General features: G+C 73.1%; 15 protein-coding genes and 1 pseudogene. 4 read left to right on the top strand and 12 right to left on the bottom strand.

From position 1 onward, the window contains the following. Positions 1-48: 48 nt before the first annotated feature. Positions 49-273 (bottom strand): I78 family peptidase inhibitor, encoded by a 225-nt coding sequence (locus ACF089_RS02490; RefSeq protein WP_392020701.1) that lies wholly within the window; start codon positions 271-273, stop codon positions 49-51. Between the two features lie 320 nt (positions 274-593). Here ACF089_RS02490 and ACF089_RS02485 point away from each other — a divergent pair. Continuing rightward, positions 594-2,198, top strand: a pseudogene (locus ACF089_RS02485) (cbb3-type cytochrome c oxidase subunit I); the annotation flags it as partial. 46 nt (positions 2,199-2,244) lie between these two features. Here the strand turns inward: ACF089_RS02485 and ACF089_RS02480 are convergent. From ACF089_RS02480 to ACF089_RS02470, 3 genes are all read right to left on the bottom strand, one after another. Next, a complete protein-coding gene (locus ACF089_RS02480; protein ID WP_392020698.1) occupies positions 2,245-3,300 on the bottom strand; it encodes a helix-turn-helix transcriptional regulator in 1,056 nt (351 codons plus the stop codon). Positions 3,301-3,395: 95 nt separating this feature from the next. Continuing rightward, entirely contained in the window at positions 3,396-4,673 is a 1,278-nt protein-coding gene (locus ACF089_RS02475; RefSeq protein WP_392020696.1) for a glycosyltransferase, read from the bottom strand. A 122-nt stretch (positions 4,674-4,795) separates the two neighbouring features. Beyond that, positions 4,796-5,467, bottom strand: coding sequence for a transglycosylase family protein (locus ACF089_RS02470; protein ID WP_392020693.1), 672 nt, complete (start codon positions 5,465-5,467; stop codon positions 4,796-4,798). Between the two features lie 419 nt (positions 5,468-5,886). Here ACF089_RS02470 and ACF089_RS02465 point away from each other — a divergent pair, with 419 nt between their 5' ends. Together ACF089_RS02465 and ACF089_RS02460 are read left to right on the top strand one after the other, a co-directional pair. Beyond that, positions 5,887-6,690 carry a hypothetical protein gene (locus ACF089_RS02465; RefSeq protein WP_392020691.1) on the top strand — a complete coding sequence of 268 codons (804 nt, stop codon included), beginning with the start codon at positions 5,887-5,889 and terminating at the stop codon, positions 6,688-6,690. Between the two features lie 148 nt (positions 6,691-6,838). After that, positions 6,839-7,192, top strand: coding sequence for a hypothetical protein (locus ACF089_RS02460; RefSeq protein ID WP_392020688.1), 354 nt, complete (start codon positions 6,839-6,841; stop codon positions 7,190-7,192). A 107-nt stretch (positions 7,193-7,299) separates the two neighbouring features. On the opposite strand, the gene der is transcribed toward ACF089_RS02460, so the two are convergent. The 5 genes from der to aroH form a co-directional block, all read right to left on the bottom strand. After that, positions 7,300-8,748 (bottom strand): ribosome biogenesis GTPase Der, encoded by a 1,449-nt coding sequence (der, locus tag ACF089_RS02455; protein WP_392020686.1) that lies wholly within the window; start codon positions 8,746-8,748, stop codon positions 7,300-7,302. A gap of 57 nt (positions 8,749-8,805) precedes the next feature. Next, positions 8,806-9,399 (bottom strand): lysophospholipid acyltransferase family protein, encoded by a 594-nt coding sequence (locus ACF089_RS02450; protein WP_392021589.1) that lies wholly within the window; start codon positions 9,397-9,399, stop codon positions 8,806-8,808. 83 nt (positions 9,400-9,482) lie between these two features. After that, positions 9,483-10,163 (bottom strand): (d)CMP kinase, encoded by a 681-nt coding sequence (gene cmk, locus ACF089_RS02445; RefSeq protein ID WP_392021586.1) that lies wholly within the window; start codon positions 10,161-10,163, stop codon positions 9,483-9,485. A gap of 193 nt (positions 10,164-10,356) precedes the next feature. Next, positions 10,357-11,442, bottom strand: coding sequence for a prephenate dehydrogenase (locus ACF089_RS02440; RefSeq protein ID WP_392020684.1), 1,086 nt, complete (start codon positions 11,440-11,442; stop codon positions 10,357-10,359). Beyond that, entirely contained in the window at positions 11,439-11,801 is a 363-nt protein-coding gene (gene aroH, locus ACF089_RS02435; RefSeq protein ID WP_392020682.1) for a chorismate mutase, read from the bottom strand. Before aroH ends, ACF089_RS02440 begins: the two co-directional genes overlap by 4 nt. 118 nt (positions 11,802-11,919) lie before the next feature. Between aroH and ACF089_RS02430 the strand changes: the two genes are divergently transcribed. Then, entirely contained in the window at positions 11,920-12,705 is a 786-nt protein-coding gene (locus ACF089_RS02430) for a DNA polymerase beta superfamily protein (RefSeq protein ID WP_392020679.1), read from the top strand. A 25-nt stretch (positions 12,706-12,730) separates the two neighbouring features. On the opposite strand, the gene ACF089_RS02425 is transcribed toward ACF089_RS02430, so the two are convergent. Genes ACF089_RS02425 through ACF089_RS02415 form a run of 3 tightly spaced genes read right to left on the bottom strand, consistent with a single transcriptional unit; the run spans position 12,731 to position 15,329 of the window. Next, complete coding sequence (locus tag ACF089_RS02425; RefSeq protein ID WP_392020678.1) at positions 12,731-13,486, bottom strand: DNA polymerase beta superfamily protein; 756 nt, start codon at positions 13,484-13,486, stop codon at positions 12,731-12,733. Between the two features lie 50 nt (positions 13,487-13,536). Beyond that, positions 13,537-14,571 (bottom strand): ADP-ribosylglycohydrolase family protein, encoded by a 1,035-nt coding sequence (locus tag ACF089_RS02420; RefSeq protein ID WP_392020676.1) that lies wholly within the window; start codon positions 14,569-14,571, stop codon positions 13,537-13,539. Beyond that, positions 14,568-15,329 (bottom strand): NUDIX domain-containing protein, encoded by a 762-nt coding sequence (locus tag ACF089_RS02415; protein ID WP_392021584.1) that lies wholly within the window; start codon positions 15,327-15,329, stop codon positions 14,568-14,570. The genes ACF089_RS02420 and ACF089_RS02415 overlap by 4 nt, the downstream gene beginning before the upstream one ends. Between the last annotated feature and the right edge of the window lie 264 nt (positions 15,330-15,593).

The following is a 15,593-nucleotide window of genomic DNA, read 5'->3' as shown; positions in this document are numbered from 1 at the left end:
AGGCCCCGACCTGTACAGGTCGGGGCCTTCGCACTGCGCTCCCGGCGGTCAGCCGGACCAGCAGCGGATCACCGTGCCGCCCTTCACCTCGAAGTTCAGCCGCCCCGACAGAAACTCCAGGGTGATGATCGCGCCCGGCGGCAGCGACCGCACGGTGCTCCAGCCGCGCTCGCGGGCCCGCCGCTCGGCGCTCTCGGCGGAGAGGCCGACATAGGCGTCCGTGGAGTCCGCGGAGTCGTCCGGATGATCTGACGAACGGGGTGTGGGTGCCATGCTCCCCACCGTAGGCGGCAGCGGACGGTGACGGAAGCCGGCGGCCCTGCACCCTTCATACGTCTCAGGTACCTCAGCGGTCACGCTTCTGTCACAGGTCCTCGACACACGTCCGGCCCAATGCGCGTCACCCCGGCGACCACTCCGGCACCCGTCGCACGGTAATTCCACTCGCGGCTCCGTGCGTACGGAATTACCGGCTCAATTGACGGGCGCGAGGCCCTGCGGGTGAATTGACGAACCGTTCGGTGAGCCGTTCGACCGCCCTTGAAGAATTCACCGCTTCCTTACAGAATCCCCCCGCGCGTTCCGGCGGGGACATGCCCGCCCGGCGGGCACCATGGCGAACCGGGCGCGCACACCGAGGGGCAGTGATGGGTACGGAGACCAAGTCCCCCGAGACCCGGCCGGGGCCGGAAGGGGAACCGGGGCGGCGCCGGGAACGGCGGCTCGTCAAGGTGCTCGTGGAGTGGGCGACCACCACCGATCACAAGAAGATCGGACATCTCTATCTGATCACCTCGTTCGGCTTCTTTCTGGCGGCCGGTCTGATGGCCCTGCTGATGCGCGCGGAACTGGCCAGGCCCGGGCTTCAGCTGATCAGCAATGAGCAGTTCAACCAGGCGTTCACCCTGCATGGAACGATCATGCTGCTGCTCTTCGCCACCCCCGCGTTCGCGGGCTTCGCCAATGCGGTGATGCCCCTGCAGATCGGCTCGCCGGATGTGGCGTTCCCCCGGCTGAACGCGCTGTCGTACTGGCTCTATCTCTTCGGCGGACTGATCGTGCTCGGTTCGCTGGCGATCCCCGGCGGCCCGGCGTCCTTCGGCTGGTTCGCGTACGCCCCGCTCAACTCGCTGGAGCGCTCGCCGGGCGTCGGCGCGGACATGTGGATCATGGGGCTGGCGCTGGCGGGCTTCGGCACGATCCTCGGCGCGGTCAACTTCATCACCACCATCGTGGGGCTGCGCGCCCCGGGGATGACGATGTTCCGGCTGCCCGTCTTCACCTGGAACGTGCTCTTCACCTCGATCCTGGTGCTCTTCGCCTTCCCGGTGCTGGCCGCCGCGCTGCTGGTCCTGGAGGCGGACCGGAGATTCGGGGCGGTGGTGTTCCAGCCCGAGAGCGGCGGGGCGCTGCTCTGGCAGCATCTGTTCTGGTTCTTCGGGCATCCGGAGGTCTACATCATCGCGCTGCCGTTCTTCGGCATCGTGACGGAGATCCTGCCGGTCTTCTCCCGCAAGCCGGTGTTCGGCTATCTGACGCTGGTGGGCGCGACGATGGCCATCACCGGGCTCTCGGTGGTGGTCTGGGCCCACCACATGTTCGCCACCGGGGCGGTGCTGCTGCCGTTCTTCTCCTTCATGTCGTTTCTGATCGCGGTGCCGACCGGGGTGAAGTTCTTCAACTGGTCGGGCACGATGCTCCGGGGTTCGCTCTCCTTCGAGACGCCGATGCTGTGGTCCGTCGGATTTCTGGTTTCGTTCCTCTTCGGCGGTCTGACCGGGGTGATCCTGGCCTCCCCGCCGCTGGACTTCCATGTCACCGACTCGTACTTCGTCGTGGCCCACTTCCACTACGTCGTCTTCGGCACGGTGGTCTTCGCGACCTTCGCCGGATTCTCCTTCTGGTGGCCCAAGTTCACCGGGAAAATGCTGGACGAACGGCTCGGCAAGATCCACTTCTGGACGCTGTTCATCGGCTTCCACACCACATTTCTGGTGCAGCACTGGCTCGGCGCGGAGGGCATGCCGCGGCGGTACGCGGACTATCTGGCGGCCGACGGCTTCACGGCGCTCAACACCGTCTCCACCATCGGCTCCTTTCTGCTGGGCATCTCGACGCTGCCGTTTCTCTACAACGTGTGGAAGACCGCCAAGTACGGCGAGAAGGTGGAGCTGGACGATCCCTGGGGCTACGGGCGTTCGCTGGAATGGGCGACCGGTTCTCCGCCGCCCCGGCACAACTTCCTCACTCTGCCGCGGATCCGCTCGGAGTCCCCGGCCTTCGATCTGCACCATCCCGAGTTCGCGGCGCTGTCGGAACCGCCGCGGAATCCGGTGCTCCCCGCTCCCCCAGCGCCCGCGAAAGGCGATCCCGGAGGACCCTGACCCGGTCCGCCAGCTCCGGCGGCTCGACGACCTCGAAGTCCACGCCCAGGAGCATCACATGGATCACCATCACCTCCAGGCTGGTCGCCCCGGTGCGCAGCAGACAGCTGTGCTCGTCCACCGGTTCGAGGACGCCGTCCATGGGGCCGACGTACGCGGCGGCCTCCTCGGCGGAGACCCGCAGCCGGACGACCGCGTGGGTCGCGTAGACACGGGTGGAGACGCCCTGGGAGACATAGCGGGCCAGATCCTCGGCGGGCGGGGTGCGCGGGGTGAAGCGCGGGCCGTGCGGCGGGGTGGGGGTGATCCGGTCCGCCCGGAACGTACGCCAGGCGGAGCGGTCGACGTCCCAGGCGACCAGGTACCAGCGGCCCTCGGTGCAGACCAGCCGGTGGGGTTCGGCCGTACGGCGGGTGGTGGCGCCGCCGTGGTCGCGGTAGTCGAAGCGGAGCCGCTCGCTGTCCCGGCAGGCGTTGGCCAGCTCGGTGAGGAGGGAGGCGTCGACCTGGGCCCGGGGGGTGCGCAGCAGCGGCACGGTGAAGGCGGTGAGGGCGCTCACCCGGCGCCGGAGCCGGTGCGGCAGCACCTGTTCCAGTTTGGCCAGCGCGCCGACGGAGGTCTCGCCGATGCCCTCGATGCCCTGGCCGGCGGCGGTGCGCAGACCGACCGCGACGGCCACCGCCTCGTCGTCGTCGAGGAGCAGCGGCGGCAGCTCCGCGCCCGCGCCCAGCTGATAGCCGCCGCCGGTGCCGGGGGTGGCGTTGACGGGATAGCCCAGCTCGCGCAGCCGGTCGACGTCGCGGCGCACCGTGCGCGGGGTGACGCCGAGCCGGCGGGCCAGCTCGGCGCCCGGCCACTCCCGGTGGGCCTGGAGCAGGGAGAGAAGCCGCAGCAGCCGTGCGGAGGTGTCCAGCATGGTGGTCAGTGTGCCAGCGATCGCGGACAGGTCGTGTCCGCGACCGGGGGAAGCACGGCTGTCGCCGGGCGGCCGTTCCCGGCGGGCGGGGCGGGTCAGGCGCTGCGGCGGATCACCCGGCCGGCCAGATGGCGGGCGGCGAACACGCTGTCGAGCACCGCGCCCCGGACCCGGAAGACCCTGTCCCGCAGCGCGCTGCGGGAGCCCGCGCCGCCGGTGCGGGCGGCGGCCAGCTCGGTGAAGAGGGCCTCGTGGCGGGTGGCGATCCTGGCCGGGTCGAAGCGCTCGGCGGCGGCGAGGGCGGCCGACGCGGTGCGCCGGCGCAGCTCGTCGTCGTTGATCAGCTCCAGGAGCGCGGCGGCGACCGCGCCCGCGTCGCCGACCGGCACCAGCCGCCCGTCCACCCCGTCCTCGATGATCTCGCGCGGACCGTGCGGGCAGTCGGTGGAGACCACGGGCAGTCCGCAGCGCATCGCCTCGACGATGGTCATCCCGAAGGACTCCCGGGCCGAGGTGACGGCCGCGATCGAGCCCTTGACCCACTCCTTCTCCAGCGGGTCGGCGTTGCCCATCAGCGCGACGCTGTCCGTCAGACCGCGTTCGGCGATCAGCGCCTTGAGGCTGTCGCGCTCGTTCCCGGTCTGGTCGCCGCTGCCGTAGATCCGCAGCTTCCAGTCCGGGCGCTCGGCGGCCACCAGGGCGAACGCCTCGACCAGGACGTCGTACCGCTTGACCCGGGTGAGGCGGCCGGCCGCGACGACGTACTTGGCCGTGCCGTCGGCGGGGTCCACGGCGGGCGCGGGCACGCTGTTGGGGACCGCCTCGATGCGCACCCCGGGCAGTCCGAGCCCCCGGTAGGCGCGGGCGTCGGCCTCGGTGACCGTGGTCAGGGCGTCGAGCAGCGGATAGCGGTAGCCGATCTCGCGGCGCATCCGGTAGCCGTGGCCGTCCAGGGTGAGGTGCTCCTGACCGACCCGCAGCGGTCCGGGCCGGGTCTGACGGGCCACCTGCACGATCAGTCCGGGCCGGGTGCCGATGACGACATCGGCCTCGACCGCGCCCAGATGGGCCGCGATCCGGGCGTCGGTGAGCCGGCTGTACTGCCGGTGCCTGCCGTCGCCGCGCGGGAAGTCCTTCGCGGGCTTGGCGTGGTCGGGATGGTCCCCGTCGTATCCGGGGTTCTTCTTCCTCAGGTCCACCAGGTGCTTCATGGCGACGCCGTCGGGCGCTCCCATCAGCGGGGTGTCCCGGTGGCGGAAGACGGAGACGATCTCGACCTCGTGCCGTTCGGCGAGGGTCTGGGCGAGATTGAAGGTCGTACGGATCGTGCCCCCGATCCCGTACGCGTTGTGGAGCAGAAAAGAGATGCGCATGCGCCGTGGCGTCCGTTCCCCCAGAGACAACAAAATTCACAGTGGTCAGGAACGGACCCTACTGTCCCGGCGGCGGCCGGAACCGCGGGGGGCGGGGCGAGGGACGGGGCGGGGGGCGGGGCTCACTCGGGCAGGGTCAGCATCATGCCCACGGCGATCCGGTCGGGAGAGTCGCCGATGACGTCCCGATTGGCCTCGTACAGGGCCTGCCAGCCGCCCTCGACCGAGAACCGGCGGGCGATGGCGTGGAGGGTGTCGCCGCTCTGGACGGTGTGGACGCGGCCGCTGAGCCCGTACCGCTTGGAGCAGGTGGGCCAGGCTCCCCAGCCCTGGGTGCGCAGGACCTCCTCGGCGACCGTGATCTGCTGCTCGCGGGTGGCGAGGTCGGCGCGCGGGGCGTGGGCGAGCCCGCCGTGCTCCTCCCAGGTCGGCTGCCAGAACTGGAGTCCGCCGTAGTAGCCGTTGCCGGTGTTCGCCCGCCAGTTCCCGCCGCTCTCGCACTCCGCGACGCAGTTCCACGGCCATCCGGTCGCCGCGCACGCGGGGGCGGTCTCCGTACCGTCCGGGGCAGGGTCCGTGCCGAGCGGGACGGGGTGCGTACCGTCCGGGGCAGGGACCGTGTCCAGCGGGACGGGGTCCGTGCCGGCCGGGGCAGGGTCCGTGCCGAGGGGACGCGCCTCCGCGCCGAGGGGGACGGGCGGGGGCGAGGGCATCGCCTCCGCGCCGCTTTGGGGTACGAGGGCGAGCAGCGCGGCCGCCGCGAGGGTGGGGAGGATCGCGCGCAGGGGCAGCATCCGCCCACGGTAGGCGGGACGTTCCGCCGGGCCCGCCCGACGCGCTCGGCGGACGGATCGCCCCACCCGGTCGGACCCGGTCGGACTCGGTCGGACCCGGTCGAACGGCGAGCCCCGAAGAGCGCCCCTCACCGCCCTACCGGAGGTAACAACAACATCCGGCCATCCCTTTGATTCGCTGATTTCCTGACTTATGGACCCGGCGGCCCTCGCCCCCGCACCACCGCCCACCGCCTCCGCGCCCCCGCACCCAGCGGCTCTCGATCCGGCGGCGGCCGCGAGGACCGTCCCGTCGGCGGCCGGTCCGGATGGTTCGATTCCGTTGCCCCTCCGGGCGTGACTCCGGGCACAGACACCCGTTGAACCCTTTATGAGCCGGGAGCAGCCCGGCTCACGAGACCAAGCCCGAGGAGTCACCCGTGCCGCGCATGCTCGACGTCAGCGAGGACGTACGCGCCGAGATCGGTGATCAGGAAGCCGACCGGCTGCTCGCCGGCGAGAACGCTCCGGGCAGCTACGACTGCACCTCCTGCCGCACCCCGGGCGACACCGAGCAGGAGCGCACCAGCACCGTGCTGTTCGTCGGCGAGGAGACCGCCGTGCTCGCCTTCGCCCACGCCACCTGCATCCCCTCGCAGGTGGTCCAGGTGGCCGAGTCCGAGCTCCAGGGCGCGGTGCGCTCGATCACCGGCGACCACGGCGGAGCACCGCACCCCATCGACCCGGCCGAGGCCGACCCCGCGCCGGGCCAGGCGGTCCTGGGCATCACCAGCGGGCTGATCCTGCTCCACGGCGAGCTGCGCCCCGCGCTGGTGGTGGAGCCGACCGGGCCCATCGCCCGCCCCGGCACCACGGGTGAGAACGGGGACGACTTCCTCACCCTCCTCATCGAGCAGGGCTTCGGCCCCGTCCACGATGTCGCCCGGCCGCCCGGCCGGCTGTCCGGCTGGTCCGTGCTGCTCGCCATGGGCCAGCTGCACGCGGTGCTCCAGCCCGGCACCGGCGGCGGCAGCCCGGTCGCCTGGTGGCAGGCCCATCAGCCGCTCCAGGTCACCGACGACTGGCGCAACGCCGTCAACAAGTCGCGCACGGTGCTGGTGTACGCGGCCCCGTTCGGCTCGATCGGCCAGCAGCCCCGGGAGGATCTGCTGCGGGACGCGCTGGAGAAGGCGGCGGCGGGCGGGCGTCTGGTGGCCGCCTCGATGCCGCTCGCGGGCACCTGACGGCCCGGTCCGCCCGCGCCCTACGCCACCGGCCCGCCCCCGGAGCCCGGGTGTCCGGGAACGTCCGCCCGGCGGAACACCTGATCCCGGGACATTTCTCCGGCGGACGGGACAGTGACGGGCCGGGTGCGTGGGTCGTTGCAGGTACGTGCACTCATACGACCCGACCCGCCAGCACTACACGACCCAGATCCCGGCGATGCGCCCCGCGCGCGAGATGCCTCCCGCCCCCTCCCCCACGCCCATCTACGACACACTGTGCGCCGAGTACCGCCGGGCGTTCCGGGCGCTGCCCGGGGACCGGAGCGGTGAGGAGGATCTCGGCTTCAAGGACTTCGGATTCAAGGACTTCGGCATGGGGCTGACCGGCGGCCGCGGCTTCGGGGCGATCGGCCACCCGCCGTATCCCGGCAACGGCTGGCAGCCCTACCCCGCCCCCCGCGCCTATGTGGGCCACCACCCGGTGGCCCTGCCGCCGGCCCCCCGCCGCGGCGGCATCTGAGGGGGACGGGGCGTCCGGGACCCGCTCGCGTACGCGTCAGGGCGCTGTCCCGTACCGGATGATCCGGTACGGGACAGCGCCCTGACGCGCGCTTGTGCCCGGAGGGGCTACTTGTTGCGGCCGCGCTTCTCGCGGACCCGGACCGAGATGTGGATCGGGGTGCCCTCGAAGCCGAACTCCTCGCGGAGCCTGCGCTCCACGAAGCGGCGGTAGCCGTGCTCCAGGAAGCCGGAGGCGAAGAGGACGAACCTCGGCGGCTTGGTGCCCGCCTGGGTGCCGAAGAGGATACGGGGCTGCTTGCCGCCCCGGATCGGGTGCGGGTGCGCGGCGACGATCTCGCCGAGGAAGGCGTTCAGCCGGCCGGTGGGGACCCGGGTCTCCCAGCCCGCCAGCGCGGTCTTGATCGCCGGGACGAGCTTCTCCATGTGACGGCCGGTGAGGGCCGAGACATTGACCCGCGGCGCCCAGGCGATCTGGGCCAGCTCGGTGTCGATCTCCCGCTCCAGGTAGTAGCGGCGCTCCTCGTCGAGGGTGTCCCACTTGTTGAACGCGACCACCATCGCCCGGCCCGCCTCGACGGCCATGGTGATGATCCGCTGGTCCTGGACGCTGATGGACTCGCTGGAGTCGATCAGCACCACCGCGACCTCCGCCTTCTCGACGGCGGCGGCGGTGCGCAGGGAGGCGTAGTAGTCCGCGCCCTCCTGGAGGTGGACCCGGCGGCGGATGCCGGCCGTGTCCACGAACTTCCAGGTGACGCCGCCCAGCTCGATCAGCTCGTCCACCGGGTCGCGGGTGGTGCCCGCGATCTCGTTGACGACCACCCGCTCCTCGTTCGCCACCTTGTTCAGCAGCGAGGACTTGCCGACGTTCGGGCGGCCGATCAGGGCGATACGGCGCGGTCCGCCGACGGCCGTCCCGAAGGTCTGCGCCGGGGCTTCGGGCAGGGCCTCCAGCACGGCGTCGAGCATGTCGCCCGTACCGCGGCCGTGCAGCGAGGAGACCGGGTGGGGCTCGCCGAGGCCGAGCGACCACAGGGCGGTGGCGTCCGCCTCGCCGCTGGGCCCGTCGACCTTGTTGGCGCAGAGCACCACGGGCTTCCCGGCCCGGCGCAGCAGCCGGACGACGGCCTCGTCGGTGTCGGTCGCGCCGACCGTGGAGTCCACGACGAAGACGACCGCGTCGGCCGCCTCGATCGCGTACTCGGCCTGGGCGGCGACGGAGGCGTCGATGCCGAGGACGTCCTGCTCCCAGCCGCCGGTGTCGACGACCTTGAAGCGGCGGCCGGCCCATTCGGCCTCATAGGTGACCCGGTCCCGGGTGACGCCCGGCTTGTCCTCCACCACGGCCTCACGGCGGCCGATGATGCGGTTCACCAGGGTCGATTTACCGACATTGGGGCGGCCGACGACGGCGAGGACGGGCAGCGGGCCGTGACCGGCCTCACCGATCGCGTCCTCGACCTCCTCGACGTCGAAGCCCTCTACCGCGGCGAGCTCCATGAACTCCGCGTACTCGGTGTCGCCGAGCGCTCCGTGGTCGTGCTGGTCGTTCATGAAGTCCGTTCCTCGATCGTCAACCGGATCACCTCTCGGTGACCCACTGCTCAAGTCTTACCCGGAGCGCCCGGTCAGGCGCCTGGCGTTTTCCAGATGGGCGGTCAGCCGCCCCTGGATGCGTACGGTGGCGTCGTCCAGCGCCGTGCGGGTCCGGCGACCGCTGCCGTCCCCCGCCTCGAAGGCCTCGCCGAAGACGACGTCCACCCGGCCGCGCAGCGCGGGCAGCGCCTTGACCAGCCGCCCGGGCCGCTCGTCGCTGCCCAGCACCGCCACCGGGACGATCGGCGCGCCGGAGCGTACCGCGAAGTACGCGAGCCCCGCGCGCAGCGAGGCGAAGTCTCCCTCACCGCGGGTGCCCTCGGGAAAAATACCGAGGACCCCGCCGTTCTCCAGCACGCCGAGCGCGCCGGTGACCGCGGCGCGGTCGGTGCCGGAGCGGTCCACCTTCAGCTGGCCGATGCCCAGCAGAAAGGGGTCCAGCGGGCCGATGAACGCCTCTTTCTTGATCAGAAAGTGCACCGGGCGGGGTGCGGTGCCCATCAGCATGGGGCCGTCCACCATGTGCGCGTGGTTCACCGCGAAGATCACGGGGCCGGCCGACGGAACCCGCCAGGCGCCGAGCACCCGGGGCTTCCACAGCCCGTACATCAGACCGATGCCGATACGCCGGCCGATGACCGCGCCGCGGGCCGAGGGAGCCGTGCTCCCGGCGGCGGGGGCGGAGGGAGCGGTCACCGCACCGCCCGCGTCCCGGCGGCGTCCTGGCGGGACCGCACCAGGGTCACCACGCACTCGATCACCTGCTGGAGGGTCAGCTCGGTGGTGTCCACCTCGACCGCGTCGTCGGCCTTGGCCAGCGGGGAGGTCTTGCGGCCGGAGTCGGCCGCGTCCCGCTTCAGCAGAGCCTCCCTGGTCGCCGCGACGTCGGCGCCCTTCAGCTCCCCGCTGCGGCGGGCGGCGCGGGCCTCGGGGGAGGCGGTGAGAAAGATCTTGAGGTCGGCGTCCGGCAGCACGGTGGTGCCGATGTCACGGCCCTCGACGACGATGCCGGTGACCGCGGAGGCGGCGATGGAGCGCTGCAGCTCGGTGATCCGCGTACGCACCTCGGGCACCGCGCTGACCGCGCTGACCCGGGAGCTGACCTCCTGGGTGCGGATCGGCCCGGAGGCGTCCTGGCCGTCGACGGTGATGGTCGGGTCGGCCGGGTCGGTGCCGGAGACGATGGCCGGCTTGTCCGCGGCGGCGGCGATCTCGACGGGGTCGGAGACGTCGATCCCGTTGTTGATCATCCACCAGGTGATCGCCCGGTACTGCGCGCCCGTGTCCAGATAGCTCAGCCCCAGCGCGGCGGCCACGGCCTTGGACGTGCTCGACTTGCCCGTGCCGGCGGGGCCGTCGATGGCGACGATCACGGAATCCACGGTGTCGGACACCTTTCCTGAGGTGAGGAGAGGGCCTGGCGGAAATGCGGTGGGCCCCGACCAAGGTTACCGATTGCGGGGACCCGTCACGGACACCCGTACGCCCGGCCCCGCCGCCGCCGGGTCCGGCGCCCCGCCCGGCCGGGCGGGGCGTCACGTTCCGTGTGCGGCCGGGCCGGATCCGCTACTGCCGGATGGACCAGCCCCGCTCGCGCAGCGACGCCGCGAGGGAGACCGCCGCCGCGGGCTCCACCATCAGCTGCACCAGACCCGCCTGCTGTCCGGTGGCGTGCTCGATGCGGACGTCCTCGACGTTGACGCCCGCGCGGCCCGCGTCGGCGAAGATCCGCGCCAGCTCGCCGGGCCGGTCGCTGATGAGCACCCCGACGATCTCGTACGCGGCCGGCGCGGTGCCGTGCTTGCCGGGGACCCTGGCCCGTCCGGCGTTGCCCCGGCGCAGGACGTCGCCGACGCCCTCGGCCCCGCCGCGCCGCCGCTCCTCGTCCGGGGACTGGAGCGAGCGCAGCGCCCGGACCGTCTCGTCCAGGTCGGCCGCGAGCCCGGCGAGCACATCGGCCACCGGTCCGGGGTTCGCGGTGAGGATGTCGACCCACATGGCCGGGTCGGAGGCGGCGATCCGGGTGACGTCGCGGATGCCCTGTCCGCAGAGCCGGACCGCCGTGTCGTCGGCCTCCTCCAGCCGGGCGGCGACCATCGAGGAGACCAGCTGCGGGGTGTGGGAGACGAGGGCCACCGCGCGGTCGTGGGCGTCGGCGTCCATGACGACGGGGACGGCCCGGCAGAGCGCGACCAGTTCGAGGGCGAGGTTGAGGACCTCGGTGTCCGTCTCGGCGGTGGGGGTGAGCACCCAGGGCCGCCCCTCGAAGAGGTCGGCGGTGGCGGCGAGCGGCCCGGAGCGCTCCTTGCCGGACATCGGGTGGGTGCCGATGTAGGCGGAGAGATCGAGGGAGAGCGCCTCCAGCTCGCGCCGGGGGCCGCCCTTGACGCTGGCGACGTCGAGGTAGCCGCGGGCGACGCCGTCGCGCATCGCGGCGGCGAGCGCGGTGGCGGTGTACGCGGGGGGCACGGCGACGATCGCGAGGTCGACCGGGCCCTCGGGCGGGGCGTCGGTGCCCGCGCCGAGGGCGGCGGCGGTACGGGCGCGCTCGGGGTCGTGGTCGACGAGGTGGACGACGACCCCGCGGCTCGCGAGGGCGAGCGCGGCCGAGGTGCCGATCAGACCGGTTCCGATGACGAGGGCGGTTCTCACTGGGCGATGTCCTTGCGCAGAGCGGCGGCGGCGCCCAGGTACACATGGGCGATCTCGACCCGGTCGAGCGAGGACTCCACATGGGCGAGGATCCGCACCACCCGGGGCATCGCGCCCTCGACGTCCATCTCCTGGGCGCAGATCAGGGGGACGTCGACGATGCCGAGCCCGCGGGCCGCGGCGGCCGGGAAGGCGGCGCGGAGGTCGGGGGTGGCGGTGAACCAGACGCTGATCAGGTCGTCGGCGACCAGCGCGTTCCGCTCCAGTACGGCGGTGAGCAGCGCACCGACCCGCTCGTCCATGTGCCCGGCGTCGTCCCGCTCCAGCTGGACGGCTCCTCGGACCGCTCGTACCGCCACGTCGTGCTCCTCGTCCGGACTGGTCCCCCGCTGTCGCGTTCAGCGTAGTCAGCCCGCCGGGAGGGTGCGCGGGCGGCCGCCGGGAGGCGCCGGGCGGAGAAGGCCCTAGCCTGGGTCGATGTCTCCGGAAGAGCTGGTCCGCGACCACACGGTCTACTCCTGCGTCATGGGGTCGCGCGCCTTCGGGCTCGCCACCGGGGAGAGCGACACCGACCGCCGCGGGGTCTTCGTCGCGCCCACCGCGCTGTACTGGCGCTTCGAGAAGCCCCCGACCCATGTGGAGGGGCCCGCGGACGAGCAGTTCTCCTGGGAGCTGGAACGGTTCTGCGAATTGGCCCTGCGGGCGAATCCGAACATTCTGGAGTGTCTGCACTCGCCCCTCGTGGAGCGGATCGACGCCACGGGCCGGGAACTGCTCTCGCTGCGCGGGGCGTTCCTCTCCCAGCGGGTCCACGAGACCTTCGTCCGCTATGCCCGGGCCCAGTCGAGGAAGCTGGAGGCCGATGTCCGTCGGCACGGCGCGCCGCGCTGGAAGCACGCCATGCATCTGGTCCGGCTGCTGATCAGCTGCCGGGATCTGCTGCGCACGGGCGAGCTGGTGCTGGACGCGGGCGACGAGCGGGAGCGGCTGCTGGCGCTCAAGCGGGGCGAGACGTCCTGGGCCGAGGCGGAGTCCTGGATCGCCCGGGCCGCCGCCGAGGCGGACGACGCGACGCTGCGCACCCCGCTCCCCGCCGAGCCGGACCGCGCCCGGGTCGAGGACTTCCTCGTCCGGGTCCGCCGCGCCTCGGCCGCCCGCGAGCCGGGCCCGCGGGACGAGAGCCGCCCGGCCGCCCGCGTGCCGGGTACGGAGGAGGCCCGCCCGGCCGACCGCGAGCGGGGCACGGAGGAAGCCCGCCCGTGAGTCCGGGCCGGACGGCGGGGCCCGCTCAGCCGGCCGCGAGGCGGGCGCGGACGACGAGATCCGCCAGGGCGGGCCGGACGGTCGGCCCCTCGGGCAGCGCCGAGGACCGCCGGGCCTCCTCCAGTACGGCGTGGAGCGCCTCGACGTCGGCGCGGACGCGCTCCGGGTCGACGCCGGCGGCGGGACCGTGTTCGGCCGCCGCCTTGGCCTCGATCAGCTCGGGGAGGTACGACGGCGCGTCCACCTCGCCGAGCAGTACGGGCAGCTCGGCCCGCAGTTCGCCGCTCCGCATGAGATGGACCCCGGTGAGCAGCGCGCGGAAGGTGTAGAGCAGCGGCTTCAGTTCGCCGCTCCGCTCGAAGAGCCGCCACTGGGTGCCCGCGAACCCCCGGTAGTGGTGGGCGTGGTGGACGCTGAGCACCCCGGGGGCGAGGGCGCGGAGTTCGGCGTGCGCGTCGGTGGTGTGGATCACCAGGGGCGAGAGCAGCTGCTCCAGCACATAGCCGTTGCGGCGCAGCATGAGCCGGACGAACTTCCGCAGATCGTGGGTGACGAGGTCGAGTTCGACGCCGTCCCGGTCCCACATCCGGGACCGGGTCTCCTCGGGCTCGTCCAGTCCGACGAGGTCGGCGACGGGCAGCAGATGGACGCCGCGCAGATCCACGTCCGAGTCGCGGGAGGGGAATCCGTAGAGATGGGCCCCGGAGACGGTCGCGAAGAGCAGCGGTCCGGGCTGCTCGGCGACGACGGCGGCGAGATCGGGGACGGAGAGTTCGGTCATGGACCGAGAATCCCAGCCCGCCGGGGGCGCGTCGGCGCGGGCCCCCGGTTTCAGGCGTCCCAGAGCGCTCCCAGGGAGAGCAGGTCGCTGCGGTACTCGATCCGCTCCGACCACTCCTTGGGCCATGCCTCCGCGCCGAGGTGCGCTCCGGCGAACGCGCCCGTCAGGGCGGCTATGGAGTCGGAGTCGCCCCGGGTGCAGGCGGCCCGGCGCAGGGCGGTGACCGGCTCGTCGGGGAAGAGGAGGAAGCAGTGCAGGGCGGTGGCGAGGGCCTCCTCGGCGATCCAGCCGTCGCCGGTGGCGAGGCAGGGATCGGTCTCGGGGTCGGGGTCGCGCAGGGCGGCCGCCAGCCGGTCCAGCGCGGCCAGGCACTCGTCCCAGCCCCGCGCGATGAACGCCTGCGCGGCGGGGTCCTGGGCGCGCCGCCACAGATCGCCGAGCCAGCGCTCGTAGTAGCGGGAGCGGCTCTCGTACGCGTAGGAGCGCAGCCGCACCACCAGACCGGCGGGGTCGGCGCCGCGGGCGAGGAGATGGACGGCGCGGGCGGTCAGATCGCTGGCGGCGAGCGCGGTGGGGTGGCCGTGGGTGAGCGCGGACTGGAGCTGGGCCGCGCCGGCCCGCTGTTCGTCGCTGAGCCCGGGGACGAGGCCGATGGGCGCGACCCGCATATTGGCGCCGCAGCCCTTGGAGTCGATCCGGGATGCCTCCGTCCACTCCACCCGCTCGTCGTCCAGGAGCCGGCAGGCGATCATGCAGGTGCGGCCGGGGGCGCGGTTGTTCTCCGGGGAGTGGTACCAGGAGGTGAACTCCTCGCGCAGCGGCCTGGTGAGCCGGGAGGCGACGAGCAGTCCGCGGTCCATGGCGGCGCGGACGCCGTTGGCCACCGCGATCGTCATCTGGGTGTCGTCGGAGACCTGGGCGGGCCGGGAGAGTCCCATCTCCCGCCAGGGGCCGCACTTCCGCAGAATCGCGGGCACGTCGTCGAACTCGGTGGGGTATCCGAGGGCGTCGCCGAGCGCGAGTCCGATCAGCGAGCCGGTGGCGGCCTGTTTGGTCGCGGTCCTCGGGGTCCGGAGTGTGGTCATGGCCGGCGTCCTTCCGGTCGGAGGAGAGGAGGGTGGAGTGCGGACGCGGTGCCCGCCCGGTAGAGCGCGGCCGGTTTGCCCCGGCCGCCGGTGCGGCGCGGCGGGCCCTCGACGGCTTCGACGAAGCCGGGTGTGGCGAGGACCTTCCGCCGGAAGTTGGGCCGGTCCAGCTCGACGCCCCAGACCGTCTCGTACACCTGCCGCAGCTCGCCGAGGGTGAACTCGGCGGGGCAGAAGTCGGTGGCGATGCAGGTGTACTCCAGCTTGGCGCTGACGCGCTCATGGGCGTCGGCGAGGATCCGGTCGTGGTCGAAGGCGAGCGGCGCGGCGCTCTCGCGCGGCGTCCAGCGGGCGTGGGCCGCGTCCCCGCCGCCGCGCGGCTCGGGCAGATCGGGCAGGAGCGCGGCGTAGGCGACGGAGACGACCCGCATCCTCGGGTCGCGGTCCGGTTCGCTGTAGGTGCGCAGCTGTTCGAGGCGGAGATGGCGGACGGTGGAGGTGGAGAGTCCGGTCTCCTCGGCGAGTTCGCGGCGGGCGGCGAGCCCGGCGGACTCGTCGGGCCGGACGAATCCGCCGGGGAGCGCCCACGCGCCCCGGTACGGGTCCTCGCCGCGCCGGACGAGCAGTACGTGGAGCCGGGACGCGCGGACGGTGAGGACGGCGAGATCGACGGTGACGGCGAAGGGCGGGAAGGCCCTGGGGTCGTACTCCGGCGCGGCGGCGTCACCCCCGGCCGGGTCTTCGGAGGCGGTGCTCACGGCGGGCCGGCCGCGCCGATCCGGCTGATCGGGCCGGGCGGTGCGGTCGGTGCGGTCGGTGCGGTCGGTGCGGTCAGGACGGTCGGTGCGGTCGGGACGGCGGGTCAACGGCGCTCCGGGTGGTCGGGCCCTGGGGCGGTGGCGGTCAGCGGCGCTCCGCACGGTCGGGAGCGTCCGGGAGAGGCGCGGGTTCCGGGTGGCGCGCGGGCGGTCCCGGCCGCACGGCGGCCGGGCGGTGCGCGAGCGGCCCGGGCCCGTCGGCGG

It is taken from the genome of Streptomyces sp. NPDC014894, assembly GCF_043080985.1.
In the GTDB taxonomy this organism is placed as follows: Bacteria; Actinomycetota; Actinomycetes; order Streptomycetales; family Streptomycetaceae; genus Streptomyces.
This window is presented reverse-complemented; position numbering and strand designations above follow the sequence as displayed.

Coding starts and splice junctions, on each gene's coding strand:
- ACF089_RS02490 (WP_392020701.1), bottom strand. CDS start 273: ATGGCACCCACACCCCGTTCGTCAGATCATCCGGACGACTCCGCGGAC.
- ACF089_RS02480 (WP_392020698.1), bottom strand. CDS start 3,300: ATGCTGGACACCTCCGCACGGCTGCTGCGGCTTCTCTCCCTGCTCCAG.
- ACF089_RS02475 (WP_392020696.1), bottom strand. CDS start 4,673: ATGCGCATCTCTTTTCTGCTCCACAACGCGTACGGGATCGGGGGCACG.
- ACF089_RS02470 (WP_392020693.1), bottom strand. CDS start 5,467: ATGCTGCCCCTGCGCGCGATCCTCCCCACCCTCGCGGCGGCCGCGCTG.
- der (WP_392020686.1), bottom strand. CDS start 8,748: ATGAACGACCAGCACGACCACGGAGCGCTCGGCGACACCGAGTACGCG.
- ACF089_RS02450 (WP_392021589.1), bottom strand. CDS start 9,399: ATGTACGGGCTGTGGAAGCCCCGGGTGCTCGGCGCCTGGCGGGTTCCG.
- ACF089_RS02430 (WP_392020679.1), top strand. CDS start 11,920: ATGTCTCCGGAAGAGCTGGTCCGCGACCACACGGTCTACTCCTGCGTC.
- ACF089_RS02425 (WP_392020678.1), bottom strand. CDS start 13,486: ATGACCGAACTCTCCGTCCCCGATCTCGCCGCCGTCGTCGCCGAGCAG.
- ACF089_RS02420 (WP_392020676.1), bottom strand. CDS start 14,571: ATGACCACACTCCGGACCCCGAGGACCGCGACCAAACAGGCCGCCACC.